The sequence below is a fragment of the Anaerolineales bacterium genome, from assembly GCA_015075725.1.
Taxonomy (GTDB): Bacteria; Chloroflexota; Anaerolineae; order Anaerolineales; family Villigracilaceae; genus Villigracilis.
Genome location: JABTTV010000001.1, coordinates 1,197,950 through 1,224,777, shown reverse-complemented (window position 1 = coordinate 1,224,777; position 26,828 = coordinate 1,197,950). Strand labels below are relative to the sequence as shown.

At 53.3% G+C, this 26,828-nt stretch carries 32 protein-coding genes and 1 pseudogene; 12 read left to right on the top strand and 21 right to left on the bottom strand.

From position 1 onward, the window contains the following. Positions 1-5: 5 nt before the first annotated feature. The 5 genes from HS100_05940 to HS100_05920 all read right to left on the bottom strand — a co-directional run bounded on the left by HS100_05940 (position 6) and on the right by HS100_05920 (position 4,062). Positions 6-854: a hypothetical protein gene (locus HS100_05940; protein MBE7433435.1), complete on the bottom strand. Its 849-nt coding sequence runs from the start codon at positions 852-854 to the stop codon at positions 6-8. Then, a complete protein-coding gene (locus tag HS100_05935) occupies positions 844-1,278 on the bottom strand; it encodes a DUF4383 domain-containing protein (GenBank protein ID MBE7433434.1) in 435 nt (144 codons plus the stop codon). Before HS100_05935 ends, HS100_05940 begins: the two co-directional genes overlap by 11 nt. A 134-nt stretch (positions 1,279-1,412) precedes the next feature. Beyond that, entirely contained in the window at positions 1,413-2,798 is a 1,386-nt protein-coding gene (locus HS100_05930; protein MBE7433433.1) for a c-type cytochrome, read from the bottom strand. A gap of 3 nt (positions 2,799-2,801) precedes the next feature. Beyond that, entirely contained in the window at positions 2,802-3,461 is a 660-nt protein-coding gene (locus HS100_05925; protein ID MBE7433432.1) for a cytochrome b N-terminal domain-containing protein, read from the bottom strand. Positions 3,462-3,564: 103 nt separating this feature from the next. Further along, positions 3,565-4,062 (bottom strand): ubiquinol-cytochrome c reductase iron-sulfur subunit, encoded by a 498-nt coding sequence (locus HS100_05920; protein ID MBE7433431.1) that lies wholly within the window; start codon positions 4,060-4,062, stop codon positions 3,565-3,567. A gap of 244 nt (positions 4,063-4,306) precedes the next feature. Here HS100_05920 and HS100_05915 point away from each other — a divergent pair, with 244 nt between their 5' ends. The 6 genes from HS100_05915 (at position 4,307) to HS100_05890 (ending at position 9,630) form a co-directional block, all read left to right on the top strand. Then, the gene (locus HS100_05915) at positions 4,307-4,681 is read left to right on the top strand and encodes a hypothetical protein (GenBank protein ID MBE7433430.1); all 375 of its coding nucleotides are present in this window, start codon (positions 4,307-4,309) and stop codon (positions 4,679-4,681) included. A gap of 1 nt (position 4,682) precedes the next feature. Then, positions 4,683-5,117, top strand: coding sequence for a hypothetical protein (locus HS100_05910; GenBank protein MBE7433429.1), 435 nt, complete (start codon positions 4,683-4,685; stop codon positions 5,115-5,117). 98 nt (positions 5,118-5,215) lie between these two features. Continuing rightward, on the top strand, positions 5,216-7,009 hold the full coding sequence (locus HS100_05905; protein ID MBE7433428.1) for an FAD-binding protein: 1,794 nt from the start codon (positions 5,216-5,218) through the stop codon (positions 7,007-7,009). A 55-nt stretch (positions 7,010-7,064) separates the two neighbouring features. Further along, positions 7,065-7,772 carry a succinate dehydrogenase iron-sulfur subunit gene (locus tag HS100_05900; GenBank protein ID MBE7433427.1) on the top strand — a complete coding sequence of 236 codons (708 nt, stop codon included), beginning with the start codon at positions 7,065-7,067 and terminating at the stop codon, positions 7,770-7,772. 89 nt (positions 7,773-7,861) lie between these two features. Then, a complete protein-coding gene (locus HS100_05895) occupies positions 7,862-8,695 on the top strand; it encodes a PhzF family phenazine biosynthesis protein (GenBank protein MBE7433426.1) in 834 nt (277 codons plus the stop codon). 92 nt (positions 8,696-8,787) lie between these two features. Beyond that, positions 8,788-9,630 carry a sulfurtransferase gene (locus HS100_05890; GenBank protein ID MBE7433425.1) on the top strand — a complete coding sequence of 281 codons (843 nt, stop codon included), beginning with the start codon at positions 8,788-8,790 and terminating at the stop codon, positions 9,628-9,630. Positions 9,631-9,641: 11 nt separating this feature from the next. Here the strand turns inward: HS100_05890 and HS100_05885 are convergent, their stop codons facing one another. The 10 genes from HS100_05885 to HS100_05840 all read right to left on the bottom strand — a co-directional run bounded on the left by HS100_05885 (position 9,642) and on the right by HS100_05840 (position 18,857). After that, the gene (locus HS100_05885; GenBank protein ID MBE7433424.1) at positions 9,642-10,859 is read right to left on the bottom strand and encodes a glycosyltransferase; all 1,218 of its coding nucleotides are present in this window, start codon (positions 10,857-10,859) and stop codon (positions 9,642-9,644) included. A gap of 4 nt (positions 10,860-10,863) precedes the next feature. Then, entirely contained in the window at positions 10,864-11,472 is a 609-nt protein-coding gene (locus tag HS100_05880) for a class I SAM-dependent methyltransferase (protein MBE7433423.1), read from the bottom strand. A 30-nt stretch (positions 11,473-11,502) separates the two neighbouring features. Further along, positions 11,503-12,171 carry a TVP38/TMEM64 family protein gene (locus HS100_05875; protein ID MBE7433422.1) on the bottom strand — a complete coding sequence of 223 codons (669 nt, stop codon included), beginning with the start codon at positions 12,169-12,171 and terminating at the stop codon, positions 11,503-11,505. Between the two features lie 105 nt (positions 12,172-12,276). Further along, positions 12,277-13,347 (bottom strand): hypothetical protein, encoded by a 1,071-nt coding sequence (locus HS100_05870; GenBank protein MBE7433421.1) that lies wholly within the window; start codon positions 13,345-13,347, stop codon positions 12,277-12,279. A 171-nt stretch (positions 13,348-13,518) separates the two neighbouring features. Then, positions 13,519-15,249 (bottom strand): hypothetical protein, encoded by a 1,731-nt coding sequence (locus HS100_05865; protein MBE7433420.1) that lies wholly within the window; start codon positions 15,247-15,249, stop codon positions 13,519-13,521. Positions 15,250-15,334: 85 nt separating this feature from the next. Next, a complete protein-coding gene (locus HS100_05860) occupies positions 15,335-15,664 on the bottom strand; it encodes a nucleoside triphosphate pyrophosphohydrolase family protein (protein MBE7433419.1) in 330 nt (109 codons plus the stop codon). Positions 15,665-15,667: 3 nt separating this feature from the next. Next, a complete protein-coding gene (locus HS100_05855) occupies positions 15,668-16,069 on the bottom strand; it encodes a VOC family protein (protein ID MBE7433418.1) in 402 nt (133 codons plus the stop codon). 84 nt (positions 16,070-16,153) lie between these two features. After that, on the bottom strand, positions 16,154-17,185 hold the full coding sequence (locus HS100_05850; protein MBE7433417.1) for a TIGR03617 family F420-dependent LLM class oxidoreductase: 1,032 nt from the start codon (positions 17,183-17,185) through the stop codon (positions 16,154-16,156). 119 nt (positions 17,186-17,304) lie between these two features. Then, entirely contained in the window at positions 17,305-18,345 is a 1,041-nt protein-coding gene (locus HS100_05845; protein ID MBE7433416.1) for a M42 family metallopeptidase, read from the bottom strand. 92 nt (positions 18,346-18,437) lie between these two features. Beyond that, positions 18,438-18,857, bottom strand: coding sequence for an acyl-CoA thioesterase (locus tag HS100_05840; protein ID MBE7433415.1), 420 nt, complete (start codon positions 18,855-18,857; stop codon positions 18,438-18,440). Between the two features lie 45 nt (positions 18,858-18,902). On the opposite strand from HS100_05840, the gene HS100_05835 reads away from it, so the two are divergent. Continuing rightward, positions 18,903-19,133, top strand: coding sequence for a DUF951 domain-containing protein (locus HS100_05835; protein MBE7433414.1), 231 nt, complete (start codon positions 18,903-18,905; stop codon positions 19,131-19,133). A 20-nt stretch (positions 19,134-19,153) separates the two neighbouring features. After that, a complete protein-coding gene (locus HS100_05830) occupies positions 19,154-20,455 on the top strand; it encodes a glycosyltransferase (protein MBE7433413.1) in 1,302 nt (433 codons plus the stop codon). Positions 20,456-20,458: 3 nt separating this feature from the next. On the opposite strand, the gene HS100_05825 is transcribed toward HS100_05830, so the two are convergent. The 6 genes and pseudogenes from HS100_05825 to HS100_05800 all read right to left on the bottom strand — a co-directional run bounded on the left by HS100_05825 (position 20,459) and on the right by HS100_05800 (position 23,493). Beyond that, positions 20,459-21,364: a GNAT family N-acetyltransferase gene (locus HS100_05825; protein MBE7433412.1), complete on the bottom strand. Its 906-nt coding sequence runs from the start codon at positions 21,362-21,364 to the stop codon at positions 20,459-20,461. 51 nt (positions 21,365-21,415) lie between these two features. After that, positions 21,416-21,772, bottom strand: coding sequence for a hypothetical protein (locus HS100_05820; protein ID MBE7433411.1), 357 nt, complete (start codon positions 21,770-21,772; stop codon positions 21,416-21,418). Next, a pseudogene (locus HS100_05815) lies at positions 21,767-21,865 on the bottom strand (chitin deacetylase). Before HS100_05815 ends, HS100_05820 begins: the two are co-directional and overlap by 6 nt. A 120-nt stretch (positions 21,866-21,985) precedes the next feature. After that, on the bottom strand, positions 21,986-22,345 hold the full coding sequence (locus tag HS100_05810) for a DUF86 domain-containing protein (GenBank protein MBE7433410.1): 360 nt from the start codon (positions 22,343-22,345) through the stop codon (positions 21,986-21,988). Further along, on the bottom strand, positions 22,342-22,644 hold the full coding sequence (locus HS100_05805) for a nucleotidyltransferase family protein (protein MBE7433409.1): 303 nt from the start codon (positions 22,642-22,644) through the stop codon (positions 22,342-22,344). Before HS100_05805 ends, HS100_05810 begins: the two co-directional genes overlap by 4 nt. Positions 22,645-22,659: 15 nt before the next feature. Beyond that, positions 22,660-23,493: a pantoate--beta-alanine ligase gene (locus HS100_05800; GenBank protein MBE7433408.1), complete on the bottom strand. Its 834-nt coding sequence runs from the start codon at positions 23,491-23,493 to the stop codon at positions 22,660-22,662. Between the two features lie 101 nt (positions 23,494-23,594). Between HS100_05800 and HS100_05795 the strand changes: the two genes are divergently transcribed. From HS100_05795 to rsmI, 4 genes are all read left to right on the top strand, one after another. Beyond that, a complete protein-coding gene (locus HS100_05795) occupies positions 23,595-23,813 on the top strand; it encodes a hypothetical protein (protein ID MBE7433407.1) in 219 nt (72 codons plus the stop codon). A 141-nt stretch (positions 23,814-23,954) separates the two neighbouring features. Then, positions 23,955-24,347, top strand: a complete 393-nt coding sequence (locus HS100_05790) for a single-stranded DNA-binding protein (GenBank protein MBE7433406.1) — start codon at positions 23,955-23,957, stop codon at positions 24,345-24,347. A gap of 116 nt (positions 24,348-24,463) precedes the next feature. Further along, positions 24,464-25,933: a serine/threonine protein kinase gene (locus HS100_05785; GenBank protein ID MBE7433405.1), complete on the top strand. Its 1,470-nt coding sequence runs from the start codon at positions 24,464-24,466 to the stop codon at positions 25,931-25,933. A 64-nt stretch (positions 25,934-25,997) separates the two neighbouring features. After that, positions 25,998-26,822 (top strand): 16S rRNA (cytidine(1402)-2'-O)-methyltransferase, encoded by an 825-nt coding sequence (gene rsmI / locus HS100_05780; GenBank protein ID MBE7433404.1) that lies wholly within the window; start codon positions 25,998-26,000, stop codon positions 26,820-26,822. Positions 26,823-26,828: the final 6 nt, after the last annotated feature.

The window sequence follows — 26,828 nt, the reverse complement described above, 5'->3', positions numbered from 1 at the left end:
TGTTTTCATTTGTTCTCCATTTTGTTTTTTGTCTGGAACGCCAACCGGACCTGCAAGGCTCCCAGGACTCCCGTTGCAAGAAAGAATAGAAAGAAGATCCATGTGCCAAGGCTTCCAAAATCTACTTGACGTTCCGGGGGCACATTAAGATGCGTGAGAAGCGTTCCGAGGATGGGCAGTATACCGCCCGCGAGCAGGTTCAGCCCAAAGGTCAGGTATTCCGAGGCGGCGCCGCGCCTGCCGCTCAGGATCCACGCGCCGACAGCTGGCGTGACGAAAGCGGAAGCGTAGATGCGGGCATGGAAGGCATCCACGGGCCAGGGCCAGAAGCGGGTCAAAGTTTCAGGAGCAAAGAACAATCCAATGCCGTATATTCCCGTGAGCAAGGCGAATAACTTAAGGATGGTTTTCCAGGTTGGGGAAAGATCATCCTGGATTCTAAGTTCGACATTGCGGAACTTGTATAGAAAGATGGCCGAGTTGATGGGCAGAAAAATATAAAGAGGCCAGAAGACCAGAAAGGTTGCGGGGCGGTCCCAGGCGAACGAATCGACGTGAAGGAACATGGCGATCATGATCAAAGCAGTGAACACAAAGATCATCCAGAGCACCAGCCTGCCGGGGGTCCAGCGCGGGTTGAGCCAGAAGAGGATCAATGGAATGTACGCCGCAAAATAGACTGCGCCGACGAAACGCGCGTTGAACGGGGGAATCGCCCATGACCAAACAGACTCAGAAAAGGCGGGCAGGAAGAACAATATGAATGCCGCCGTGAAAACAACACAACATTCAACGGCGGTGACGAATCTCAGATATGACGGGATGGCTGGATTCTCCGGCGACTTATCGAACATGACCTGCCTCCGTTTGATTTTGACTCGGGAAGAATCCCAGATACAGCCCGATCACCGCCTCCAGCCCGTGAAGCCAGATATCATGGCCGTACAAAGGCAAATAGCCAAATGTTGTATGAAGTTGGGGAATCAAACCCATGACGGTGAAGATTCCCAATGTCACGCCGAGGAAGCGGGAGAAGAACCGCGACATGACGTAATTGCGATAAGCATAAATGCCAAAGACGCCGACCGAAAAATGAAAGATGCTGTGGAGTGTGTTGACCGGGAACAAACCGAGCAGCAATCCATAATTCGAGTTCAAAATCAGATGAGGGGCGTCTGCATGGGGCGGCGGGGTGAAGAAGGGGATGAAACCTGCGATGCCTGCGAGGACAAATGCAAATCCGACCACAAGCGCAAAATACCGGGTAATGTTGTTCATACCTGACATCGATTTCTCTCCTCATGAATTGTCGAATAACACAAATTAAATTTTCCCGATTATAGTTTATCTTCAACGCGATATAAACAGACCGCATCGAGCGATGCGGTCTGTTGGTTCTTAAGGGATGTTTATTACGGCGCCGGCGTGGGTGTCGGCGTTGTGGAGAGCGCGGCAGCTTCCGCGGCGGTTTGCGGCATGCCGTTCATCACCCAGCGGACGAAGACATCCACCACGTCGGGTTTGAGCGCCTTGGTGGGCGGCATGACGCCGATCAGTTCTTCATCGGGTTTCTCAGGATTCATGATGGACTGTCCCTGTATGGTTTGCAGAAGGTATGATTTTTCGTCGCCCGCGATGACGTTGTTCGCAGCCTGATCGCCTGTAGTGAGGATTTCTTCGTAGGTGGTCATCAGGTAATTGTTGTTGTCTTTTCCTGCGCGATGACAGGAGATGCAATAACGCTTCACGACGGGCTGGATGTGAACGTCATATGATGGGACTTCGCCGTCTGCGAGGGGCGGGAAGAGCGGCTTGATGACCGGCGCTTCGAATCGGTCATCCCACAGGTAGCGCATGAAGATAATGATGTAATCGATCTCGCTTTTGGTAAGTTCGCCGCCGTAGGTCTTGCCGAAGGGCGGCATGCCCGCATTAGGGCGGCCATAGGCGATGACTTCGTTCATTGCGGAATCGGTGATGGTATAAAGCACATCGCGGCTGTTGATGGGCGTGATCTTTTCGCCCTCGAGTCCTTCCACGCCTTCGATGACGGCGACGGACCCGTCGTCACCGTGACATTCGGTGCAGTGAATGGAGTACAGGTCCTGCCCGGCGACGATCTGGTCCGGCAATGTGGTGGCGACTTCGGTCTCTTCCGCTTCTTTCTCCGGCGCGAGCGTGAGCACCGTCCCTGAGACGAGGATCATCGAAGCAGCCGCCAGTCCCGTCGTCCAGAGCATGAGGCGGGTGTTATTTTTGAAAGCGAATAACAGGATGTATGCCGCCAGGGGGATGAAAATCCCCGAAATGGTTTGCAGCATCCCAAGCAACGCAGAGCCATCTTCAGAAACGGTCGGGATCTCGGACATCAACGTCAGCAAGACGATGCCGACGACCATGATGGTCATGATGGCGATGGGGAGGACTCGCTTGCTGTAATGGCGGTGCGGACTCTTCTCGATGAATGGGATCAGGGTCAGCACAGCGACGGCAATGCCGGGGATAAGCACCGTGGCAAGCCATTCTATCTTGCCAATGATGGGCAGCTGACCATACAACGCCAGGAATTTGAAAAGGAAAAGGAAATACCATTCCGGGCGCGGGATGTAAGATGTGTCGCTCGGGTCGGCTTTGGGTTCGGCAGGCACGCCGACGAAGGTCGCCAGCAGGATAAGCAGGAGGAAGATGCCCAACGACATGACCACATCTTTGAAGATGGTATCGGGCCAGAAGCGTTCACCTTTATCGAGTTCGCGTTCGTACCGTTCGTTGATCTGTTTTTTGGTTTCGTCGTTCATGGCTTAGTCTTCCTTTTTGGGCCAGTGCGATTCGCCGTGCTTGATGATGAGGAAGAGATGGACGCCGATCAAGGCGGCAAGGATGGCGGGGATGATCCAGATATGAGCGGAGAAGAAGCGTTGGAGCGTTAGGGCGCTCAGGTCGGGTCCGCCGCGCAGGGCTTTGAGAATGAATTCGCCAATGTAGGGAGCCGTCCCGGCGATCTGCGTGCCGACGGTGGTCGCCCAAAAGGCTTTTTGATTCCACGGCAGCAGATAACCGGTGAAACCCATGCCAAGCGTGGTGAGGAACAAGCCGATTCCGATGAGCCAGGTCAGCTCGCGGGGATATTTGAAGGAAGCGGTGTAGAACACGCGCAGCATGTGGACGAAGACCAGGATCACCATAAGAGTGGCGCCCCAATGATGAATGCCGCGGATCAACCAGCCGAAAGCGACGCCTTCCATGATGTAGTTGACGGAGTCATAGGCATGGTCGGGCGAGGGGGTGTAATACACGGTGAGAAAGATGCCGGTCAGCCCCTGCAAAACAAAAAGGAACATGCTGGCTGAGCCGAGCGTGTTCCACCAGGAGGTTTTGGGTTCGGGGCGGTCGAGCAAATTTTTATAGAAGTCGTTGAAACCGATGCGTTCATCGAGCCAAAGGTAAATGTTTTTCCACATAGATTTACTCCGATTTGTCACTCTGAGCTGTGGCGAAGAGTTTCCAAACTGGTCATAGAGATGCTTCGTGGCGCCTCGCGCCTCTCAGCATGACACGCTCCAGTTATGCTTCCTTGAAGAAGATCTCTATGATGCCGTCTTCCGTGATGCGGTGTTCTTCATAGATATCCAACGCGCGCGGGGGAGGTCCATCCAGCACTTCGCCCTCCATGCTGAACTTGGCGTCGTGACAGGGACAGATGAATGCATTTGCGTCCGCCGACCAGTTCACGGTGCAAGCCAGATGCGTACAGCGGCTGTTGAGGATGAGCAGCCCGTCCGGATCATCCGATTTGCGGACGGCGTATCCGCCGAAGGAACTTGCGGTTCGTTCCCAGCCGTTGACCTGTACCCGTGTAAACGAGAAGGGATAGGGCATTCCGACCTGCATATCTTCGAATTTGCCGATGGGAATCCACGCTTCCTTGCCGCCCTCCTTGAATGCGGGATCGATCAAATAGAAAACGGAGGGAAGACCGATCATGGCACCGATCAATCCTCCAACAATACCCGTCGTTACCTTTATGAAATCCCGGCGGGATAACTCGTGTGAGTCAGACATGGACGCCTCCAGGGGAAATGTGCTGCGCTTGCCGTTGATTGTCGGATTAATATGGAAAACCGCGGTTTTCCAAGCATTGGAATTGGATTATAAGGGTCTTTGTACCCTGATTGTGTAGGACGGCAGGAATGAAATTGACAGGATTTTCGTCACGTTTCGATATGCCCGCCTTTTCACTTAAACTTTTAAGAGATAGCGGGTAAAATGAGCGCTCGTAACAATTTTCACCACGGAGGCTAATCACATGGGCTTGAAACGGGATGTCAGCCTATCCACGGGTCTGCGCTACCGCGGACCGGCGGGGTACCTGACTTTTATCCTGCACCGCATCGGCGGGTTGGGAATGGCGGTCCTCATTGCGGTGCATATCCTGGCATCGTTTATCGGCGGGAAGCTTGGGGCGGGGATCAACAACATCTACGAAAATTGGGCGTTCCAGGCATTTGTTTTCTTCTGCGCGCTGTTCCATGCCATCAACGGCTTGCGGATCACGCTTCTCGATCTTTTCCCGAAGATGCTCGAACATCAAAGGGAAGCCATCTGGATCGAATGGGCGGTATTCATCCCCTTGTATGGATTGTGTCTGTACGTCATCTTGAGCACGGGGTTGGGAGGTTAGGATGAAGACGAAGACGAAAACCCTTTCCCTCAAAGAACGCGGGCTGACGAACTTCGAATCCATCATGTGGGTCTTCACCCGCCTTTCCGCGCTCGGAATGTATGCTTTGATCCTCTTTGCCCTGATCGGGGCGCTGGTGATGGGCGCGCGCAACAATATGAACCTTGCCGACGTGATGCGCTGGTCCTTCATGCCGAATGTGACCCATGTGGAAGGCACCGATTTGCAGGACATCGAACCGTGGGCGACTCCCTTCTGGAAGTTGACCGCCAGCGCGCTTCTGCTGCTTGCCACAGCGCACGGTGTGCATGGTCTGGTGGTCATTGCGGACGATTACATCGTAAGTTCAAAGGGACGCAATTTTGTGCGCCTGTTGAGCGTCGTTTTTATGACTGCAATGATGCTCATGGGCTTGTGGATCCTCTGGACTTCTTAAATCCATTAACCACAAAGGACACGAAGTGTCGCAAAGTAGGAAAAAAACTTTGTGCCCCTTTTTGACCCGTTGTAGTGAAAACTAGGAGCAGTAAATTCATGCCGAATGTTCATCAATTCGAAGTGATCGTGGTCGGCGCGGGTGGGGCGGGGCTCATGGCGGGGTTGTACGCCTCCAAGTCCGCGAAGACGGCGGTCATCAGCAAGTTATATCCCACGCGCTCGCACACGGGCGCGGCGCAGGGCGGCATCTCCGCGGCGCTGGGAAACTATGAGGAAGACAAACCCGAATGGCACATGTACGATACCGTCAAAGGGTCGGACTATCTCGGAGACCAGGATGCCATCGAGTTCATGTGCAATGAAGCCATCGATGCCGTTCTTGAGTTGGAACACATGGGACTGCCTTTCGACAGGACTCCCGAAGGCAAAATTTCGCAGCGTCCGTTCGGCGGGCATACCAACAACGAAACGGGCAAACCCGTCCGCCGCGCCGCTCATGCCGCGGACCGTACCGGTCACATGATCCTGCAAACGCTGTATCAGCAGTGCATCAAGAACAACGTGACCTTCTTCGATGAATACCAGGTCGTGGACTTCATCATGGTGGACGGCAAGGCTTCGGGCATTGTCGCGATCGAATTAGCGACGGGAGAGCTCCACACTTTTCATGGAAAATCAATTGTCTTTGCCACAGGCGGACACGGGCGCATTTTCGAAGTGACATCCAATGCCTATGCCTACACGGGCGACGGCGCAGCCATCCTGTATCGGCGCGGCATTCCGCTCGAGGACATGGAGTTCTTTCAATTCCATCCGACGGGTATTTACAAACTCGGTATTCTCATCACCGAAGGCGTGCGCGGCGAAGGCGGCGTGTTGATCAACGGCATGGGCGAGCGCTTTATGCCGAAGTATGCGCCATCGGTCAAGGACCTTGCTTCGCGCGATGTGGTCTCGCGCGCGATATTGACCGAGATCAAGGAAGGGCGCGGCGTGGATGGGAAGAATTATGTCTGGCTGGATATCCGCCCGGAGACGGTGAACAAGTTTGCGGCGGAGGATGGAAGGAAGAATCCGGACGGCTCTCCCTACACCATCACCGGGGATACCGTCTTGAAAAAGATTCCCGACATCATCGATTTCTGCCGCGTCTACCTCGGCGTGGACCCGATAACCCAGATGATGCCCATCCAGCCGACGGCTCATTACACGATGGGCGGCATTCCCACCAATAAATTCGGCGAAGTGGTCGTGGACGATGAAGGCTCAAAAGTCCCCGGTTTGTATGCGGCGGGCGAGTGTGCGTGTGTCTCCGTGCATGGAGCGAACCGGCTTGGGACAAACTCCCTGCTCGACCTGGTCGTGTTCGGAAAACATGCAGGACTCAAAGCGGCGGAGTACGCCAAATCCGCTGAATGGACCAGGCTGCCTGGGGACGCAGACTCAGCCGCGAGGTCCGAATTTGAGGCGCTGCGCAATGGGTCGGGAAAAGAGAACGCGTTCGACCTGTCCAACGAGATGAAGAGCGTCATGTTCCGCGATGTGGGCATCTACCGCAGGGAGAATGAGATGCAATCGGCTCTGGAGAAGGTGCGTGAGATGCAGGTGCGGTACAAGGATGTCCGTGTGAGCGACACGGGTACGATCTTCAACACCGAGTTGTTGAATGCGTGGGAACTCGGCAACATGCTCGAAGTGGCGGAGGTGATCGCGATGAGCGCGTTGAACCGCAGGGAAAGCCGCGGCGGCCATTCGCGCGAGGATTATCCCGAACGCGACGATGAGAACTGGTTGAAACATACGCTGGTGACGAAGAAGAACGGCAAGGCGGAGATTTCGTACAAGCCGGTCGTGATTACGAAACACCAGCCTAAGGCGAGAGTGTATTAAGGTTTCAAGTGTCAGGTGTCAGGTATATGCACCATGCACTTTAGAGGAGTCATTTATGGAAATTACGGTTAAGATTTTCCGTTACAACCCCGAGAAAGATATGCGCGGCAATTATGTGACCTACAAGGTCGAAGCCGACCCGAACGACCGCATCCTGGATCTGCTCGAATACATCAAGGGCAAGACCGACGGCGCGTTATCGTTCCGTCGTTCGTGCGCGCACGGCGTCTGCGGCTCGGATGCGATGCGCATCAACGGGCGGAACCGGCTGGCTTGCAAAGTACTCGTGCGCGATGTGGGCGAGAATATCACCATCGAGCCGGTGCTGGGCATGAAGGTCAAGAAGGATTTGATCGTGGACATGGAACCCTTCTTCGATAACTACAGGAAGATGCTGCCGTACCTGATCAACGACTCGCCTCTTCCTGAAAACGGACGCGAACGCCTCCAGTCGCCGGAACAGCGCGCGCGCTTCGATGAGACCACCAAATGCATTCTGTGCGCGGCTTGCACCACCTCCTGTCCATCGTTCTGGGCGAGCGATCAATATTATGGTCCGGCCGCCATGGTGACCGCCCACCGTTTCATCTTCGACAGCCGCGACGAAGGCGCATCCCAGCGGCTCAGAATCCTCGCAGAGACAGACGGCATCGCCCGCTGCCACACGGCTTACAGCTGCACGGAAGCCTGTCCGCGCGAGATCCAGGTGACGAAAGCCATCGGCGAGGTGAAGATGGCGATCATGACGGGGAGGATCGATTAAGAGCAGTAACCAGCGATCCGTAAAATAGGGAACAGGAAACCGCGTCTGAAAAGATGCGGTTTATTATTGAAAACTTTGGAGGTAATAGGATGACAAACGTTTTACGACTCGCAGCCTTTTCCCAGAATGGACTTGGCGGCAACCCGGCTGGCGTCGCGTTCTACGACTCGATGCCGACGGACGAAGAGATGATGGCAATTGCAAAGGAAATCGGTTATTCGGAGACAGCTTTTCTTGTTAAGCAGAATGACGGCTGGAGAGTCCGCTATTTTGCGCCGGAGCTGGAGGTGCCGTTTTGCGGTCATGCCACAATTGCGCTCGGTGCGGCTCTTGGTGAACGCTTCGGCGAAGGGACGTATAAACTGATCCTGAACGACAGCGAGATCAGCGTCAGCGCGAAAAAGTCTGGGCAGAGAATGTCTGCCACGCTTCAATCACCTGAGACCTGGTCAAAAGATGCGCCAACGGATTTTGTGGATAAAGTATTGGCTGGCTTCCACATGGATCGCAGTCAACTCGATTCGAGTTTCCCCATTCGGCTTGCAGGCGCGGGTGCAAAGCACTTGATCCTTTTCGTCAAAGACCGCGCCACACTCGCGGATATGAAATATGATTTTGAATCCGTCCGCGCTTTGATGATGGCGGAAGGACTCATCACCATCAGCTTGTTATGGCAGGAATCGGATTCGGTCATCCATTCGCGCAATCCCTTCGCGGCGGGCGGAGTCTACGAAGACCCGGCAACGGGCGCGGCGGCTGCGGCATTGGCGGGTTATCTGCGCGATATTGGCTGGAAAGGTAAAAATGAATTTACCATCTTGCAGGGTGAAGACATGGGCGTCCCTTCGCGGTTGAATGTTTCCTTTACACCGAAGGCGGGGGAAAGCATTTCGGTCAGCGGCGAAGTGAGGCATATCGAGTAGGTGATGGAAAGTGAAAAGTTTGGAAAGGTAAAAGAAGAAAGAAGTCGTATCTGTGAGGATGCGGCTTCTTTTTTAGGCGGTAAAATATCGGCATGACAAAAGTAACCGTCCCCAATTCGCTTGTCTCTGCTCAATGGCTGAAAGAAAATCTTCTTGCTGAAAACCTTATCGTCCTCGACGCCAGCATGAAACCGGTGGGGAATGTTGTTGCATCACAAACCATCGCATACATCCCCGGCTCGCTGCGATTCGATTTCGATAACGAAATTTGCGAGAAGAACACTCCGCTTCCGCATATGATGCCCACCGCAGAGTTCTTTACCGAAGAGATGCAAAAACTTGGCATCGATGAAGACAGCGCGATTGTTGCTTATGATAACGTGGGTGTGTATGCCAGCCCGCGCGCGTGGTGGATGTTCCGCGCGATGGGGCATGATAATGTCGCCGTTTTGGATGGAGGTCTGCCTGCATGGATAAATGCGGGTTATGAGGTTTCGTCCACGCTCGCAACTCCATCTCTTCGAGGAAACTTCGCCACACATCCGCGCCCGGAGTTGATCGTTGACTCTCAAGCAGTTCTTCACGCCTTGAATGATTCCGCTTTCAGCGTGATGGATGCCCGGTCGGCGGGACGGTTCACAGGTCAGGAGCCTGAGCCGCGCGCAGGGCTGAGAGGCGGACACATGCCCGGGGCGGTCAATATTCCCTTTGGGGAGACTCAAGTGGACGGCGTAATGAAATCCCCTGCGCTTCTCCAGGAAATGTTTGCGCAATATAAAAATAAAAAATTGATCTTTAGCTGTGGTTCCGGCGTGACGGCTTGCATTCTCGCGCTGGCGGCTGAGCAGGCGGGGCTTAGAAATCTTGCAGTGTATGACGGCTCGTGGGCGGAGTGGGGGCGAGAGGACTCGGGGTTGCCGGTTGTACGAGATTGAGTACCCCTGTATTAGTTTTTCAATGCCATAAACTCTTGCTGCTTTACCCGTTCGAACCCATGGCCCACGGATTGTAGATAGAAGATTTCGTGTTTTTCGTTCGAAGGTTCGAGCCCATACTTTTCTGCCAATTTGCGGCATTCGATTTGCATCTGCCTTTTTTCCACTGATCGTTCCAATAATTTTTCAATGGCTTTGCCCAGTGCTGGAATGTTACCGGGTTGTGCAAGATAGCCGGTTTTTCCATCTTGAACGACTTCAGAGATGCATGTAGCATCGACTGCTGCACTTGGTAAGCCGCAGGCTGCCGCTTCGAGGAGGACAATCCCTTGCGTTTCGATCTCAGAAGCGGTTACAAAAACATCGGCGCTTCGGTATATTTTTGCCAGTTCGCTCTTTTTCGATATGAATCCAACCAAGTGGGTAGATGCCTCAATGCCAAGGGACGTGGATAGCTCGATTAAGGCTTGTTTTCGGCGTCCATCGCCGACGATCAGTAGATGCGCATTTGATTTTTTGATCACGCTCTCTGCTGCCAGTAGAACACGTTCCACATTCTTGTCAGCGTCCAACCTGCCGACATGCAGGATGATGGGCATATGATCTGGAATGCTGTAGCGCGTATGTATTTCAGTTGCTTCATCCACTGCTGCGTTCAGGTTGAAGGTTTTCAAGTCAATACCATAGGGGATCGTGGTTGGGTAAAAACCTGTCTTTACCTGAATGACTTCTGAGATGGTCAGTGTGGGCGAGATGATGGACGAAAAGTTTCCCGTCAGCCAGCCTGCGTATGTCCATGCCAGGCGTTCAACGATTGTTTTCAACATGGGGATGTCTGGCAGGTATGGCGTAATGAACCAGGGCAGCTGATGCGCCGTCAAGATCACGGGGATTCGGGTGGAGCAGGCATACTTGAGTCCGAGAAAACCCATTTGTGCCGGTTCATGGGTGTGGATGAGGTCCGGTTTAAACTCACACAGGGCTTTCATAATGGTTCTGTGCGGGAATGCCAATAGCCGTTGCCGGACGCGCAAAGGGTTGTTGAAGGATTTCAACCGCAGAACGGTTAAATTCTTTTTGTGGGTTTGATACGCCTGCCCGGTATCGCTAGCGGCGATTACCAATATCTCGTGTCCGCGCTCTGCCATGCCCTTTGCCAGTTGCTCGGCGGCAATGGACGCGCCGCTGATCATTGGGGGATAGGGTTGAGTAAGGTATGCGATGCGCATGGCGTTATCTCTTTCTTGCCACAAGATAGAAATCGGTTAGCAGGTACAGCATGGAGTGCGGGCGACAGACGAGAATCTCGAATCCTTCTTGTTGCAGGTAATCGAGAAATTCGTCTTTCTTGAACATGTTGTCGTAGGGATGCTCGACGAAGCGGCGGGCGATTCTTCCGAACGAAGACTCGAATGTGTCAATCGAGAGTTCCTTAATGATGAGTAATCCGCCCGGTTTGAGGACACGCTGAATCTCATCGAGCGCCTCTTCCCAGTTGGGGATGTGATGGATTACGCTCAAGCCCATGACTGCATCGAAATCGCCGTCGGCAAAGCGCATGTCTGCGGCGTTGCCCGCCTCGAACCAGACCTTTGAGCCTTTGTTCTTCGATTGAGCGATTTCCACCAGCGACTCGTCATATTCGGTGGCGATGAATTCAGATGGCTTGAAGTATTCGTCAATGAAGCGCGTGCCGATCCCATTGCCGCAGCCGATCTCGAGGATTTTTTTCCCCGCAGGCAGGTTGGAGAGTTCCTGCAATTCATTGACAATCCCTTTTAGATATATGTTCCTGCCCAGATCGAAGGTCATCAGGAAAGTTTCGAATTGATTCATTTTCATGGCGATTCTCTTATGGTTGGTTTGTAGCGATCAGATATTGCATTGAACATTCAATGCCTGCGGGAGGTTTGTCTTTTTGTAGATGAACCAACCCGCAACGATGGCGATGATCCCAAGCGCGGCAACGACCAGGAACCAGACGGGCGGGTGTGTGCCGTACATGCCGAGCAGGGTGACGAAGACCGCGCAACAGGTGCGTCCCATCACATTGGAGACGAAGAAGCGGCGCGGAGGGATGGTTGCCAGACCCGCCACATAGCACATCAGGTCGCTGGGGAAGATCGGCAGGACGAAGGCGAAGAAGTAGAAAAGGATTCCCTGATGACGGGCGGTCTTGTCCCATTTTTCGATGACGGCCGGGGAAGCAAGTTTGTAAATCAGGTTCCGTCCGTAGCGGCGGGCGATGGTAAAGGCGATCTGGCTTCCGAGGATGGTGCTGGCGATGACTACGATCAAACCGATATTGCCGTATACATATCCCGCAGTGACCATCAGCGCGTGACCCGGGATCACCGCAACAAAGACCTGCGCCACGAGCAGGCAGAACAGCACCACCGGTCCGAGCGGACCAAATCCCCGCAGGTAGGTCGAAACGGATTCCTGATCTGTGATGATCTCGAGGTAATTCCCGATGGACTCGCGATAGATCAGGGCAAGGGTTACAAGAACGATGACAGCGGTAATTTTAAGCGTTTTCATTTCAATTCTCCTTTGTGTCACATTGAGTGGCGCCTTACGCCACAAAGGTGTCTGAGACAGTCGTAGAGATTCTTCGCCGCAAGCGGCTCAGAATGACAAGAAACACTATAACCACGGCGAAGCCAGATTGCAGGCGTGGGTGATGGCTTTGTCGGCGAAGGGGCGGCACAGGTGCGATTGAGCCGTTTGTCGAATGCCAGACGCGAGGTCACTGTAGTAGGCGTGACGCAGTTCCCAGGTCAGTCTCGCGTCGTTGATCTGCAAACAAGACTCGAAGTTGATCTTCATCGAATGAGCGTCGAGGTTTGCCGAACCAAAGAGGATATTGTTATGATCGTTCCATGCGGCTTTGCTGTGCATGTATTTTCCTGCGTAACGGTGGACATTTCCACCCGCGCAGACCAGCTTATGGACGTGGATGTAATTCGCAAAATCCACCGGGCGCACACGGGTCTCGTGCGAAAGCAGTACGTTCACCTGCACGCCTCTACGCGCCTGTTTGCACAGGGCGGCAAGTATTTCATCATCCGGCAGGAAATACCAGGTACGGATGAAGATGAATTTATCGGCATCGGTGATGAGCTTGAGCAATGCCTGGCGGATATCGTATTGGTGGCGGGGGACGGTCAACCATATCCGGTCTGTACCCGCATACAGGTCCGAGACGTTCAACAAACGCGAAGCGAGATCTCCATTTTGGGAAAAGCCACGCAGAAAATCGTAGAGGTCGTGGAACACAGTTCCTAGTTCGCCGTCCACGCGCAGGTTCGAGTCGCTCCAGGTGGTATAGTAGTCGCCGATGTTCGAGCCGCCGAGGAAGGCAGTGCGGTTGTCGACCGCGACGATTTTGCAGTGCAGGCGGTTGTTGATCTTCAAAGGAGAGACGGGGCGGTAAACATCCACCTGAACGCCGTGCGAACGCAAGTGGTCGAAGAGGACAATGTTTTTAAAGGCGTGCGCAGGTTTATCGAAGACCTGCCCAATCTCATCCACCATCAGGCGCACGCTCACACCCTGCGCCGCTTTCGCGATCAGAACCTCGGCGATCTTTTCCGCCCAAATGCCGCTATCGAACGCAAGGAAGGTCATGGAAATTGCATGTCGGGCGGTGACAAGCTCTGCAACCAGGTTTTGGTAATACTCTTGAACGTTAGTGAAAAGAAGGTGTCGGTTCATGGCGATCTCCTTTGGTGTCCCTACTTTCGCATTTTCGAACTGCCAATCACAGAGAAGGAACTGCCAATAGACGCCAATCTTATAAACTTTCATTGTGAAAAAAATCTCACAAAGAACAAAAAAGCCCCTGAAGGTTATAACCTTCAGGGGCTAGGGTATTTGAGATCTGGATTATTTTCTTGTATTATATTTTTCCATCAACAACCGTGCCAAGCCGCGGATGGCGTTACGGCGTGTGCGATTGAACGTGCCTTCAGAAATGTACAGCCGCGCCATAATCTCGCGGTTGGGCACGCCTTCCACGTAGGCATCATGCAATACGGCATGGTTATACCAAACGCGCGGAAGCGGTTCGGGCGGGCGTTTTTCGGCAGGGCGCAGCAATTCAATTGCCCCGATTATCACCTTTTGCAATTCCCGTCCGCGTTCAATGTGCGAACCAGCTTGGATGCCGAGTTTATCTGCCAGTGCTGATTGCCCCAGTGTGATGTAATCTGAAAGATGGCGCAGTCCTTCTTCCACGATCTTGATAAAGTCCGGGTCAGGGTTGTGCTCGATGGCATCTATCAGCTTGCTCGACTCAAGATCAGAATCCACTTCGTCGATCTGGGATTGAGCCTGATCATTTTCTCGGGAGTTCGCTAGCGATATCAACGTGCCCACCTGGTCGGCAACTTCGGCAAGCAGCTCAAGGTCGCCTGTGGAATATTCCAGTTTGGTGTTTGGCTTGCCAATGCCCACCACTGCAATCTGAGTCCGTCCATCAAAAGAAGGTGCGATATGCAAGATGCCCGGGAGACTCTCCTCTGGAAGTTTGGATAGCTCATCGAACGCCACAAGGGATATGGGTAACTGGCTCTCTACTTCGACCGATTGCCTGCTCGCTGCTACGACGAATTCCTGCCCCGACCGAACCGCGATTATTCCGCTGGGTGCATCCAATGTATGGCACAACGTTTCCAGTCCCTTGCTGAGGCGCAGACGCAGGGTGTTCTCAGGGCTTTCGGCTTCGAGCTTGTACAATTCTTTTCGAAACTGACGTTCCTTGCGGGCGCGTAAACGTTCGAGATATTCGCGGGCAAGATCATAGAGGGCATGTGTCAGCACCACGAACGCCGCAATGGGACCGACCAAATGCAGAGGGAGTCCGAGGCGCAGGGACGCAATCGCGTAAATGATGACGAGGACGATGGTCACTACGCCAGTCACCGGGAATTCCTGCAGCGAGGTACGTCTTTCGACGAGTACCTGCTGGTTTGTCACCGAGAGCCCCATGACAAAGACACCGCTAAAGACGAGTAGATCCTGGACCAGGCGGGGCATGGGCGGGGAGAGCGCAAGCGAGACGATCCCGTATGAGACCCCAAATAGTGCGAAGAGAGAAGCGAAAAGGAAATATCTACCTTCCGGCTTGAGCCCCACTCGCTTGTATGCAAGCAGGTTGTAATGGATGCCGGTTAATACCACAATTTCGAAAACCCCATACATCATGTAAGGCAGTCCGATGCCCATGCGTGCCACATAAAGGACGTTGCCCACTTCGCCAACAAAAGCACCTTGTGTGCGAAGTAATAATGTGACTGTGACAATCGCTACGATATATACAATATACGTCAGCGGGCGGCTGCGATAACGCGCATGTTCAGGCAGGAGATGCAGAGTGATGTGATACCACTGGGTGAGGCCCGCGATCAGGAAAGCGGCGCGCCAGGCAGCCGTGCCGGGAATCTGGATGAAGAGGTTGTTGTATGCGCCGAAGAAAAATGCCCCCAGGGCTAGCAGCAAGACGGCTGCGCGCATGGCAATGGCGCTCGGGAAGCCGCGCGCGAATAAATAGAACGCCATCCACAAGCAGATGGACATCGCGATGAGGTCAACCAGTAAAGTCGCCTGGAACAGCATACTGCCTCTTTTCTGCCAACCGATACCTTTCCAATGAGAACACCCCTGTCCCCAATTGGTGACTGTCAATGCGCCGGGGGGGTTATCAGCGGTTATCCCCGTCCCCTTTTATCTTTCCGCGCGCCTGCCTATCCAGAAGTTTCGCAAGGTTTTCTTCCGCAATCTCATCGAGCGGAAGGTTCAACTCGGTGGCAACTTGAGCAATGTACCAGAGCACGTCGCCGAGTTCGGCTTTGAGCGCCTCCCGCTCTGCCTCGCCGATGTTCCACTGTTTATCCCTGAATATCTTTTTGATCTTTCCCGCGACTTCGCCTGCTTCGTTGACCAGTCCCAGCGCCGGGTAGATGACCGGATGCCCGATAGCAGGGTATTGCGCCGTAGCGCGTGATTTTTGCTGGTAGTCGTTGAAGTCCATGAGTTAGTCTCTTTTCAAGGGTTGGTTGATCTCGATCAGATGCCCATCCGGGTCGCGGAAGTGGGCGGTGCGGATGCCCCAATCGGCATGGTCGGTCGGTTCGGTGAGCAGGGTTACACCATGAGCGCGTAAATCCTTGCAGAACTCATCCACGCTTTCGACGGAGAAGGTCAGGCAGACGGTGTCTTGGATCTCGGCTTGTACGGGCTTGGAGGATGTGCCAAGTGTGGCGCTCATTTCGGCTTTGTCGAATAACGAAATATTGACCGCGCCGATCTCGAAGTCGGCGTAGGTATCGTCTTCGGTGCCGAAGTTGGGCTTGAAACCCATCACGTCGCGGTAGAAGCGGAAGCAGGTTTTGAAATCTGTCACGAGCAGGCGTGTGAATTCGTATTTCGGGATCATAGGTGAAATCCTTGTAAGCAGGTTTGCCTGTGTTGCAAACAAATTGCCCTCAAATTATTGGATGTGTCCGGCTAAAAGCCGGACCTACTGGTTGAATACCACCGCCAAATTCTTCCACCACTCATCCTTTTCGCCGGGGACGAAGGGTGTGTAGAGCGTAATTCTATCCGCGATGCCGCCGAAGCGTTTCTTCAAATCAGAAGCGAGGTTTTCCTGCGTGGTCATCAAACAAAATTCGTTGAGCATCTCGTCTGTGATGAGCATTGGCATCTCGGCCCACTCACCTTTGGCGGCGAAACCGGAGAGTTTTTCCGCGGTCGCGCCCCAGCCATGCAACTCCATCACGGGCTTGTAGGATGGCGTCGAAGCGTAGAAAGAAATCTGCATCCGCGCGAAGCCTTCTTCTTCCGGCGTGGTGGCGACAAATGGGGTCATCGAGACGGAAATTTCACTGCGTTTGCGTCCGCTTTTTTGAAGTCCCTCTTCGATAGCGGGCAGGAGCACCTCATTCATGTATCGCGGACTGTTGAACGGGTGCGCGTGGAATCCTTCGCACATTTCGCCAGCAAGTCTCGCTAAGCCTGTGTTGACTCCTGCAATGTATATTGGAATATATGCTCCCCTCTCCTTTAGGAGAGGGGTCGGGGGCGAGGTCAAAGGACCTGGGTTGAAAAACGGCGACATCAACGTGATCTTGTAGTGCTCGCCGCGAAAATTTAACTTCGTTCCATTCTGCCAGCAATCCCAAAACGCGCGGATGACCTGAATCTGCTCGCGGAGTTTTCCCGTCACCGACTCGGGCCACGGCATTCCGAAACGCCTCTCGATGTGCGCCTTGACCTGCGTACCCAGACCCAAAATGAATCGTCCCCCAGACTGAGCCGCCAAATCCCATGCGACATAAGCGAGATTGGCGGGTGAGCGTGCAAAGGACACGGCAATTGCTGTCCCCATTTCCATTTTTGACGTGTGCTCTGCGATCAATGCGCAAGGCAGGAATGGGTCGTGCTGGGTTTCCTGAGTCCACAACCCCGCAAAGCCGATCTCTTCCGCGGCTTTCGCGATCGCAGAAACTTCATTCAACTGTACGAGAGGCATTGCCGCATCGAGTTTCATTATTCCTCATAACAGTGGTCGAGTAGGCGGCGGGTCTCGTTACGCCCTTCGGTTTCGATACGCCACTGCGTGGCTACTCAACCATCGGGCTACTCGACCGACGCCGTATCGAGACCACATTATTCCATCAAATACGCCATGATCCAATTCGTCGTCGCGTTCAAACCGTCCATGTGCGCGCGCTCGTAGTTGTGCGACGCATCGATCCCGGGACCGATCAACGACAAAGCCACATCACCGCCTGCCCGCCAGAACGCTTCACCGTCCGAGCCGTAGAAGGGATAGACATCCGTCTTGTATGGAATTGCATGCTTCTCGGCAATTTCGCGAAGTTTTTTATTCAAGCCTTCATGATACGGACCGCCGCTGTCCTTGATGCATAGCGTCGCATGAAACTCGTCCGACTCCTGTCCTTCGCCGACGACAGCCATATCCACCGTGACCAACTCAGCAACTTCCTCTGGGATTCCAACCGCCGCGCCATGACCAACCTCTTCATAGTTCGAGATGAGGAAATACGCGCTTCTTGCTGGACTTTGACCCGCATCCACCATTGACTTGATCGCCGCGACCAGATTTGCCACGCAAGCCTTGTCGTCGAGAAAACGCGAGCGGACGAATCCATCGGTCACTTCGGTGCGAGTATCGAACGCTACGCAGTCGCCGATGTTGATTCCCATCGCGCGGGTTTCTTTTTCAGAGGTTGTCTTTGCATCAAGGCGGACTTCCAAATGTTTTTCGTCGCGCGGGAGGTCCGGTCCGCTGTGGATGTGACCCGATGCCACGTCGATGAGCACCGAGCCTCGTATCTTTTTACCTTTGGAGGTGAACACCCACACGCCTTCGGTTTCGATTGTCGGCCACTGAATCCCGCCGATGCGGCTGAGTCGCAACCGTCCATTACCTTTGATCTCCTTCACCACCGCACCGAGTGTGTCCGCGTGGGCGGTCAATGCGACAGGGGGCAGATCACTTTCCACTTTCCACTTTCCAACCAAAGCCCCTTTTTTCGTCCTTGAAAGTTCCAATTGCTTGTATCTGGACAGTTCTTTTTCAACGAAGTCAATTGCCGCGCCTGCAAAACCCGTTGGCGAGGGGATGTTGAGAAGGTCAACGAGGAAGGTGGTGAAATATTTTTCGTCAATTTTTGGAAGGGACATGGGGCACCTTTTGTTGTAGGTTGAAAAATTCAGGTTACCGGTTGGTCAAGGGTTTCAAATTGCAACCTTCAACCTTGAACCTTAAACTCTTTTTACAACCCTTCAAACTCCGAAATCTTCTTCTTCCAATCCTCCGGCACAGGGATGGTCTTCATACTCTTGTAATCGAACGTGACCAAAATCACCTCGCCGCTTGCCATTACTTTTCCGGAATCGGCATCCATCACACATTGCTCCACTGTTATGGATTTATTACCGATCTTCGCGACCCTTGCGCCGGTTTTGATATTGTCGCCGTAATGAGTGGGAGACCTGTACTTGATATGGATGTCAGCCACAATAACGCCGATCTCCATAAAGGATTGATCCTTGCTGAACAAGCCCATTTTCATAAAGTGATAGACGCGCGCCTGCTCGAAGTAGGTCAGGTATTTGGCGTTGTTGACGTGTCCCTGCGGGTCCAGGTCTCCATACCGGACTTCGGTGGGGTGAAAGAATTTGTATCCAGTCATGGGGTGATTATAGCCGAGTAAATTTGCGGCGGTATAATCCTTTCCATGCTTCCAAACCTGCAAATGAACGATCACCTGCGATTGCGAAAACCCCATCCATGCGGCTCCTACGAATGGACCGTGGTGCGGCTCGGCGCGGATATCGGTCTGGAATGCAAAGGCTGCCGGCATCGCGTCATGCTCACCCGCCGCGAACTGTCGAAACGGATGAAGGCGAACCTTTCGCAACAGGAACGGGAAAAGAATCGCGACCCCAATGTTTCCGGGGATTTTTAGGGTCTTTGTTTGGAGAATCCATGACCTCGAACAATACAGAACTCCCCATCGGTTCGCTGCGCATCGGTTTGTTTACAGACACGTACGCCCCGCAGGTGAACGGCGTATCGGTCTCTTTACAGATGATCTCGGAGGGACTGAAAAAACGCGGACATCAAGTGACCATCTTTGCTCCGCGTTTCCCCGGTTATAAAGACAACGAACCGAATGTGATGCGCCTGCCTTCGTTAAAATATCTCAACAATCCGCCCATCTATGTTGCCGTGCTGGGAACTCCGCGCTCAACGTGGAAGTTGACGCGCAAGCATTTCGATGTGCTTCATGCGCACAGCCCGGCAAGTGTCGGGTTGCTGGCGTATCTCACTGCTTCCACCAAGAGATTGCCATTGATCTACACTTATCACACGTCCATTACCGATTACACCCATTACATCAAGTTCATCGGGAATACGGGTATTATCAAATATGCGGCGGCGTGGTTTAGCAAGGCATCCACGGATCTGGGGGATCAAATCATTGTCCCTTCGCCGAAATTCCATCGTTTGCTCTTGAATCAAAAAGTAAAACAGCCCATCACGGTCATCCCGAACGGAATCGATTTGAGCATGTTCAAGGCGGTCAAAACCCCCGGGGCGTTGCGAAACAGGCTTGGGCTGGGTCCCGATGCGCCGATTCTTCTCACTGTCGGGCGCATGGACCCGGAGAAGCGGCTCGAATTCATCGTGGAAGCCTTTGATTTGATTGCAGACCGCATTCCCAACGGCCATTTGGTTTTTGTCGGGGATGGCAGTGCGCGCAAACAAGTGGAAGAAAAAGCAAACGTCACCCGTGCCAGGGACCGCATTCACTTCCTTGGCATGATCGACCGCGCGGACCTGCCCGATATTTTGCACGATGCCGATGTGTTTCTCTCTGCATCTACCACCGAGGTTCATCCCATCTCGGTCATCGAAGCGATTGCCTCCGGCCTGCCATTCGTTGCCGTGCAAGATGAAGCCTTCGAAGGCATGCTCGAAGATGGACGGAACGGATATGCGGTTCCGCTTGACGTGAAAAAATATGCCGATGTGCTTGCAGACCTGCTCCCAGACCGTGAGCGGAGGAAGCGTTTCGGCGAACATTCGCTGGCATTGAGCGAGAAGTATTCCATCGAAACGCAGGTCCGTTCGCTGGAGAAACTTTACATGGAGGCCATCCTGCAGAACTGGCGCGGAAGTTTGTTCAAGCGTATTCTCCCCAGGCAGATCAACCAGATCCCCACCCGCATCAACAGGGCGATCCGCGCTGAAATTGGAAAGTTGATTCCCCGGAGGAGAAAATAACCTTCACAGAAAATATGGGGGACTGGTTAACAGATAATTTTCGAACTTCCCGAACGGCGCATCAGACATGATCGAGCCCATGAATCCTTCTAGGCGATAGCCGCGTTTCAGTAGATGATCGATGGCGACAGTGTTTATGGTTGGAACTTCGAACCCGACCGCGGATGCGCCCATCTCCAAGGATTCATTCTCCGCATGGGCAAGCACGGCGGGAAAATCATTCTTGTCCAGCAGCGCGAACGGACCGTACAAATCCTTGTGGATATATCCATACCCGACGATCTCCCCGGCACGTTTGTAGATATGAAGTTTGCGGTCGCTCATCAAATAGCGGTGATCCACATCGCGGCGGTGGCCGATGATCTGCAAGTCAATATCGCTGATTGCTTCAACGGGGGCGGTTGACATGGATGGCGTTTCGATGACGAGGTCGGTTTCAACGACCACAGGTTCAGGCTTGCGTTCGAGATAGAACTCGGTCAGGAAGGGATAAACTCCCGCCTTGAGATACCGCGCCTGGGCGCGCAGGTCCGGCGTTGCGATGATGGAGCGATGAGGCGCATCGTTCGGGAAGGCGCGCTGGAGCAGCTCCCTGCCCACGCCCGCGGATTGATTTCCCGGCAGGACGAAAAACTCGGTCAACTCGCGGTGATCTCCACGCAAAATGCTGCGTGCATAGCCGATGCCTTCCCCGTCCTTTTCAGCGATCCAAAAATTGTCGCTGGTGTTCGTGAGATGTTCCCAGAACGGTCGGCGGCTTTCCCAAAGTTCCCGCATTTTTTGCGGGTCGTTACCGCCCGTGATGGCTTGCACCCCCGTGCGCTGGCTGAAATCCTCCAGCGAATTGCGAAAAATCGTGAAAGTCGTAAAGTTATCCGCGGATGTGGCGCGGCGGTATTTAATAGGCATAGGAAATCTCCCGAAGCTAAATCGAGCCAGTTACGATTCAAAGTCTTTCGTTCATGGATTGGTCAAGATGGGTGTTGTCCCTTTAAAGCTTGGAAAGACGCCATATTCAACTTCGTCTATGTCGAATGTGACTTGAACAAACTGAATTCCATCTGCATTTTCATATACCACATAACCCATTCCAGGTTCTGATGGCACAAGAAGAAATCCGGAACAGATTATAGGTGAACTGAATGGGAAGAATGGATCACTTCGAATAACAAAAGGTTGAACGCTCATCCCTTTGATATCTATACCCGTAATATTTAACCTAGGAATAACATCGTCCCAGATTAGACCAACTGAACAAGTTTCCTTGATCTCCTTAACATCAAGATAGAAGGATTCTATAAAATCCTTGCGTGCCATTGGAGTCGCCGTTGGCGTGGGCGTCATCGTAGCCGTAGGCGTTGAAGTCGGAGTCAGCGTTCTGGTGGGAGTATGTGTAGAAGTTGGTGTCGAGTAAAAGTTGGAGTTGGGATAGGCGCGAACAGGCTTTCTACGCTTGCGCAACCAGAAAGCAAAAGAGCAAATGCGGTTAGAAAGAAAATTCGTCTCAGTTGATTCCCTCCATGAATTTGTTCAGGCGTCATCTTGATCAGGATCCGCTTGCCCAAGCGCATTTTCCAGCGGTCCAATCAATGCAGGCAAATCCTCCTGTATCGTCTGCCAGACAACTTCCATATTGATCCCGAAATAATTATGCACCAGTTTGTTGCGCATTCCCCTTATTTCGCGCCAGGGCAGTCCGGGATATTTTGCGCGAAAGTCTTCGGGCAGTTTTGAGGCGGCTTCCCCAACGATCTCCACTGCGCGGATAACGGCGTAGACGGATTTTTCGTCCCTGATAAATGCCTCATAACTCATATCTTCCGCAAAGCGAATGGCGCGGCGTGCATTGTCGAGCATATCCTTGAGGAAATCATGATATACGCGGTTCATACAGGCACGACCTCGCGCAGGATGTTTTTACCGATTGCAGGCTTGAGGGAATCTTTCATGACCAGGTCCACCTTAACCCCTAAAAGGTCTGAAAGGTGGTTTTCCAAACGGATCAGTTTAAATAGACTTGGCGGCTTTGTGAATGTAACCAATATATCCAGGTCGCTGTTTTTACGCTCTTCGTGACGGACGTACGATCCGAAGAGTTCCATTGTGGCGACATGATATTGTTCCGCGAGGAAAGGACTCTGCTCGCGGAGGATTTCCATGAATTTTTGCAAACGAGTTTTACGCGGCATGAGTTAATTATACAACTATCCCAACACGAAATTATCGATCAGCCTCGTCTTTCCTATGAACACTGCCATCGAAAGCAAAGCTTTGTCTGAGACGATATCCAATTCTTTCAACGAGTCATAATCGGCGCAGGAGACGTATTGAACCCGCGCAAGCGGTTCAGAATTCAATACTTCTTTCATCTTTCCTCTTAGCTTTTCCGCGTCCCTCCCGCCCGCATCATACATTTGCTTTGCCGCACTCAACGAACGGTACAAAACCGTCGCCGCCTTGCGTTCCTCTTCAATCAAATATTTATTGCGGCTGGACATTGCCAACCCATCCGCTTCTCGCACCGTAGGGCAGACGATCACTTCCAGCGGGAAGTTCAAGTCGACCGCCATGCGCCGGATGACCGCCGCCTGCTGGGCATCCTTTTGACCGAAGTAGGCTTTATCGGGCTGCGTTGCGTTGAACAATTTCGCCACGACGGTTGCCACTCCCCGGAAGTGACCGGGCCTCATCGCGCCTTCCAGCCCCTTCGTCAGCGCTTCGACCTCCACCCAGGTTTGGTAGCCGGGCGGATACATCACCTCCGCTGTTGGCATCCAGACCAAATCCACGCCAAGGGGCTCAAGCAGTTTCAGGTCGCGGTCAAGGTCGCGCGGATACTTGGAGAGGTCTTCGCTTGGACCGAACTGGGTCGGGTTGACGAAGATGGTGACGACAACATGGTTGCATTCCGCCTTCGCCTGGCGGACAAGCGATAAATGCCCCTCGTGCAGGTAACCCATCGTGGGAACAAGACCAACCGTCCCGTCGAAAGAGAGGCGGACCTCCCTCATGGAAGCAAGCATCTCGGCAATCTTCATACCATCCTCGAAATTTGTATATACAACAACTGTTTTCCTACTTGACAGGCTAGAAACTTTGTTCTACACTTTTATTACAATTCAGGAAAAGGAGCAATTGAATGGCTTACGGATACACCAACTCAAAAGGCACGACCTATTACCTGCACGCGAAGGGCAAGATGTTCTTCTTCGCGAAAGAGGTCAAGGAAGGCGCCCTCGACGCCGTCCCCGCCGGATACAACGTGGTTGAAATGAAGACCGGCATGCCCGTCCTCAAGAAGGCTGAAAGCGCGGCAACCACGTCCACTTCATCCAATACGGAAAGCGCAGGGTCGTAACCAAGTATAACCCTGTTAATTCTCGCCCATGCGCGGCTTGGGCGATCTACAACTTAATAGCCTGTTCTTTTAGAGAAAAAGGAGACCAAAAATGACACGTAAACAGCATCTAAAAGTAATCGAAACGAAAGGGGAGCCGGCATGCCAACACTAAACCGCGTTCAACTGATCGGGCGGCTCGGCCGCGACCCCGAAACCAAGTTCACCCCCACCGGCAAGAAAGTCTGCCATTTCAGTCTCGCCGTCACCAATCGCTGGAAGGACAAGAACGGCGAGACGCGGGACTCCACCGAGTGGATGAATATCGAAGCGTGGGGGCGGCTCGGCGAAGTCTGCCAGGAATACCTGAAGAAAGGCAGCCTGGTCTTCGTGGAGGGCCGGTTGAAGACCGACAAATACGAGGCCAACGGTGAAACGAAATACTTCACCAAAATCGTCGTCCAAAGCCTGCAATTCCTCGACCGCAAGGAGAAGGAAGAGCCGGTAATGGCAGTGGACGAAGATCCCGGCGAGTACGAGTTGGCCGGCGAGTAAACAACCAGGTAACAGTCACCGCAGGGTGGCTGTTACTTTTTAATATCATTCCAAAACCATAATACGCCCGTTAAATCTTCTTGCGCCGATGTTTTGGCTGGTTTATACTAGCGGGCATGCCACTCCCTGAAAAGATCGGACGTTACGAAGTCAAGTCGGAATTGGGCCGCGGCGGCATGGCAACTGTTTACCGCGCATTCGACCCCAACTTCGACCGCGAGGTTGCCATCAAGGTCCTGCCGCGCGAGATGCTGCATGACCCGCAGTTTCGTTCGCGCTTCGAGCGTGAGATCAAGATGATCGCCTCGCTCGAGCATCCGTCCATCGTGCCGGTGTACGATACGGGGGAATTCAACGAGCAACCCTACTTCGTCATGCGCTTTATGAATGGCGGCTCCCTTTCGGATGTGATCGAAAAAGGGGGCATCTCGATTCAGGACACTGCAAAGATCGTCGAAAAGGTTGCCCAGGGACTCGCCTATGCCCATCGCAAAGGTGTGATCCACCGCGACTTGAAGCCCGATAACATCCTGTTCGATGAGAACGGCGAACCTTTCATTTCCGATTTCGGTGTTGCCAAACTGACGGAATCCACCAGCAACCTGACCGGCTCCGGGGTGATCGGTACTCCCGCCTATATGAGTCCCGAACAGGCTCAGGGAGTCGAGATCGACCAACGCAGCGATGTGTATGGATTGGGAGTCATCGTTTACCAAATGTTGAGCGGACACCAGCCCTACAGCGCGGATACGCCCATGGGGGTGGTGGTCAAGCATATAACCGAACCCGTGCCTGAAATCCTTAAAGTCCTGCCAGACTTGCCGCCCGAGGTGGATGCGGTCATTAAGACCGCCATGGCAAAGGATAAGAACCAACGCTACGAAAACACCATCGAGCTGGCAAAAGCCATGAACACGATCGCGTTCGGGCATTCGGGAAACCTTACCTTCAATACGAATAGCGGCATTACCTCGCGGCTGGGCGCGACAGGCAAACCGGCTTCCCGTAAATGGAATACCGGCCTGATCGTTACAGGCGTTGTGGCATTGGTTGCCGTGATCGGCTTCCTCCTGCTTCGCAACCAACTCCTCGCGCCGGATGTCACGTCAACAGCCCCGGCTGCCGGTGAGACACAATCGGACGAACCCCCGGCTCTTGTCACTGTGGTGGTCACAGCCACGCTCGAACCGACCGCGACCAGTCCCGCATTTGCTCCCGCGTGCTCGGCGGATATCGCCTTCCCCACACCCATTGCAAGGTTGACGGATAACTTGTGCAATCAGAAGATCCCATACGCCTATGCAATGATGGAAGAAAACGCAATATTTACCGTATTGAACACCGATGGGAGCAAATGCCGCCAGGAAGCCGTCAAGAACGGTGAAAGGATTGTCTCCTGCACCGGGCCAAGTTTTGCCGTGGTCCAACTTCAGGTTTGCAAAGTGCCAGAGTTGTCCGAACAGGAACTGGCGCAATGTTCACCGGATTCGACTTTCAATGCCGAAAACGGATGCTGTATTGCCATTCCAAAAGAAGAGGCGGGCTGCCGGGTGATCGAAATCCCGCTCAAAGGATGCGGCGGATAAAATGAAATCGGGCGTATTCAAACGCCCGATTTTTATTTCAGAACCGGGATGATAAAATTACAAAATGGGCACCCTGTTTCTAGTTGCCACGCCGATCGGCAATCTTGAAGACATCAGTCCGCGGGCTTTGAACGTCCTGCGTAATGCGGTTCTGATCGCGGCGGAGGATACGCGTCACACGGGGAAACTTCTCGAGCACTTTGGCATCGATACCAGGATTACCAGTTATTGGGAACAAAATAAACTGGATAAACTCGATTTCATCCTCGAACAACTTTCGAAGGGCGATGTGGCTCTGGTCTCGGATGCAGGGACTCCCGGGATAAACGACCCCGGATATGAACTGGTCCGAGCCGCCCTCGCCGCCTCTTTCGACGTTATCCCTGTCCCCGGACCCTCAGCCCCCATCGCCGCCTTGAGCGCATCCGGCTTGCCCACGGATTCCTTTCTTTACCTCGGCTATCTTCCGCACAAATCCACCGAACGCCGCAAGGCTTTGACTCAAGTCTCCGACCAGACCTACACTCTCATCTTTCTCGAAACCCCGCATCGGATCATTAATTCGCTTGAAGATATACTCTCAACATTGGGCGACCGTCGAATCTGCGTCGCGCGTGAAATGACCAAACTGCACGAGGAATACTGGCGCGGAACGGTCACCGGTGCGGTCTCGCATTTCAGATCGAAGGAATCGCGCGGCGAGTTTACTTTGGTGATCGAAGGAAAGGGAAAAATGGAAAGTGGAAAATGGGGGAAGGATGAATTGCTGAGAGCCATCAGGAGGGGACTGAAAGCGGGAAAATCCGCCAAGGAACTATCAAATGAATTGGCAGAGCAAAGCAGTTGGAATAAAAAAGAAATCTACGCTCTTATCAATTCAATAAAATAGCGGGTG

Bases quoted from the DNA above. Each gene is read 5' to 3' on its own strand.
- HS100_05935 (MBE7433434.1), bottom strand. From the start codon at position 1,278: ATGAACAACATTACCCGGTATTTTGCGCTTGTGGTCGGATTTGCATTT.
- HS100_05825 (MBE7433412.1), bottom strand. From the start codon at position 21,364: ATGCCTATTAAATACCGCCGCGCCACATCCGCGGATAACTTTACGACT.
- HS100_05810 (MBE7433410.1), bottom strand. From the start codon at position 22,345: ATGAACCGCGTATATCATGATTTCCTCAAGGATATGCTCGACAATGCA.
- HS100_05860 (MBE7433419.1), bottom strand. From the start codon at position 15,664: ATGGACTTCAACGACTACCAGCAAAAATCACGCGCTACGGCGCAATAC.
- HS100_05920 (MBE7433431.1), bottom strand. From the start codon at position 4,062: ATGTCTGACTCACACGAGTTATCCCGCCGGGATTTCATAAAGGTAACG.
- HS100_05915 (MBE7433430.1), top strand. From the start codon at position 4,307: ATGGGCTTGAAACGGGATGTCAGCCTATCCACGGGTCTGCGCTACCGC.
- HS100_05795 (MBE7433407.1), top strand. From the start codon at position 23,595: ATGGCTTACGGATACACCAACTCAAAAGGCACGACCTATTACCTGCAC.
- HS100_05940 (MBE7433435.1), bottom strand. From the start codon at position 854: ATGTTCGATAAGTCGCCGGAGAATCCAGCCATCCCGTCATATCTGAGA.
- rsmI (MBE7433404.1), top strand. From the start codon at position 25,998: ATGGGCACCCTGTTTCTAGTTGCCACGCCGATCGGCAATCTTGAAGAC.
- HS100_05800 (MBE7433408.1), bottom strand. From the start codon at position 23,493: ATGAAGATTGCCGAGATGCTTGCTTCCATGAGGGAGGTCCGCCTCTCT.
- HS100_05910 (MBE7433429.1), top strand. From the start codon at position 4,683: ATGAAGACGAAGACGAAAACCCTTTCCCTCAAAGAACGCGGGCTGACG.
- HS100_05900 (MBE7433427.1), top strand. From the start codon at position 7,065: ATGGAAATTACGGTTAAGATTTTCCGTTACAACCCCGAGAAAGATATG.
- HS100_05835 (MBE7433414.1), top strand. From the start codon at position 18,903: ATGCTTCCAAACCTGCAAATGAACGATCACCTGCGATTGCGAAAACCC.
- HS100_05880 (MBE7433423.1), bottom strand. From the start codon at position 11,472: ATGAAAATGAATCAATTCGAAACTTTCCTGATGACCTTCGATCTGGGC.
- HS100_05870 (MBE7433421.1), bottom strand. From the start codon at position 13,347: ATGAACCGACACCTTCTTTTCACTAACGTTCAAGAGTATTACCAAAAC.
- HS100_05845 (MBE7433416.1), bottom strand. From the start codon at position 18,345: ATGTCCCTTCCAAAAATTGACGAAAAATATTTCACCACCTTCCTCGTT.
- HS100_05890 (MBE7433425.1), top strand. From the start codon at position 8,788: ATGACAAAAGTAACCGTCCCCAATTCGCTTGTCTCTGCTCAATGGCTG.
- HS100_05930 (MBE7433433.1), bottom strand. From the start codon at position 2,798: ATGAACGACGAAACCAAAAAACAGATCAACGAACGGTACGAACGCGAA.
- HS100_05805 (MBE7433409.1), bottom strand. From the start codon at position 22,644: ATGCCGCGTAAAACTCGTTTGCAAAAATTCATGGAAATCCTCCGCGAG.
- HS100_05850 (MBE7433417.1), bottom strand. From the start codon at position 17,185: ATGAAACTCGATGCGGCAATGCCTCTCGTACAGTTGAATGAAGTTTCT.
- HS100_05790 (MBE7433406.1), top strand. From the start codon at position 23,955: ATGCCAACACTAAACCGCGTTCAACTGATCGGGCGGCTCGGCCGCGAC.
- HS100_05840 (MBE7433415.1), bottom strand. From the start codon at position 18,857: ATGACTGGATACAAATTCTTTCACCCCACCGAAGTCCGGTATGGAGAC.
- HS100_05875 (MBE7433422.1), bottom strand. From the start codon at position 12,171: ATGAAAACGCTTAAAATTACCGCTGTCATCGTTCTTGTAACCCTTGCC.
- HS100_05885 (MBE7433424.1), bottom strand. From the start codon at position 10,859: ATGCGCATCGCATACCTTACTCAACCCTATCCCCCAATGATCAGCGGC.
- HS100_05895 (MBE7433426.1), top strand. From the start codon at position 7,862: ATGACAAACGTTTTACGACTCGCAGCCTTTTCCCAGAATGGACTTGGC.
- HS100_05905 (MBE7433428.1), top strand. From the start codon at position 5,216: ATGCCGAATGTTCATCAATTCGAAGTGATCGTGGTCGGCGCGGGTGGG.
- HS100_05855 (MBE7433418.1), bottom strand. From the start codon at position 16,069: ATGATCCCGAAATACGAATTCACACGCCTGCTCGTGACAGATTTCAAA.
- HS100_05830 (MBE7433413.1), top strand. From the start codon at position 19,154: ATGACCTCGAACAATACAGAACTCCCCATCGGTTCGCTGCGCATCGGT.
- HS100_05925 (MBE7433432.1), bottom strand. From the start codon at position 3,461: ATGTGGAAAAACATTTACCTTTGGCTCGATGAACGCATCGGTTTCAAC.
- HS100_05785 (MBE7433405.1), top strand. From the start codon at position 24,464: ATGCCACTCCCTGAAAAGATCGGACGTTACGAAGTCAAGTCGGAATTG.
- HS100_05820 (MBE7433411.1), bottom strand. From the start codon at position 21,772: ATGGCACGCAAGGATTTTATAGAATCCTTCTATCTTGATGTTAAGGAG.
- HS100_05865 (MBE7433420.1), bottom strand. From the start codon at position 15,249: ATGCTGTTCCAGGCGACTTTACTGGTTGACCTCATCGCGATGTCCATC.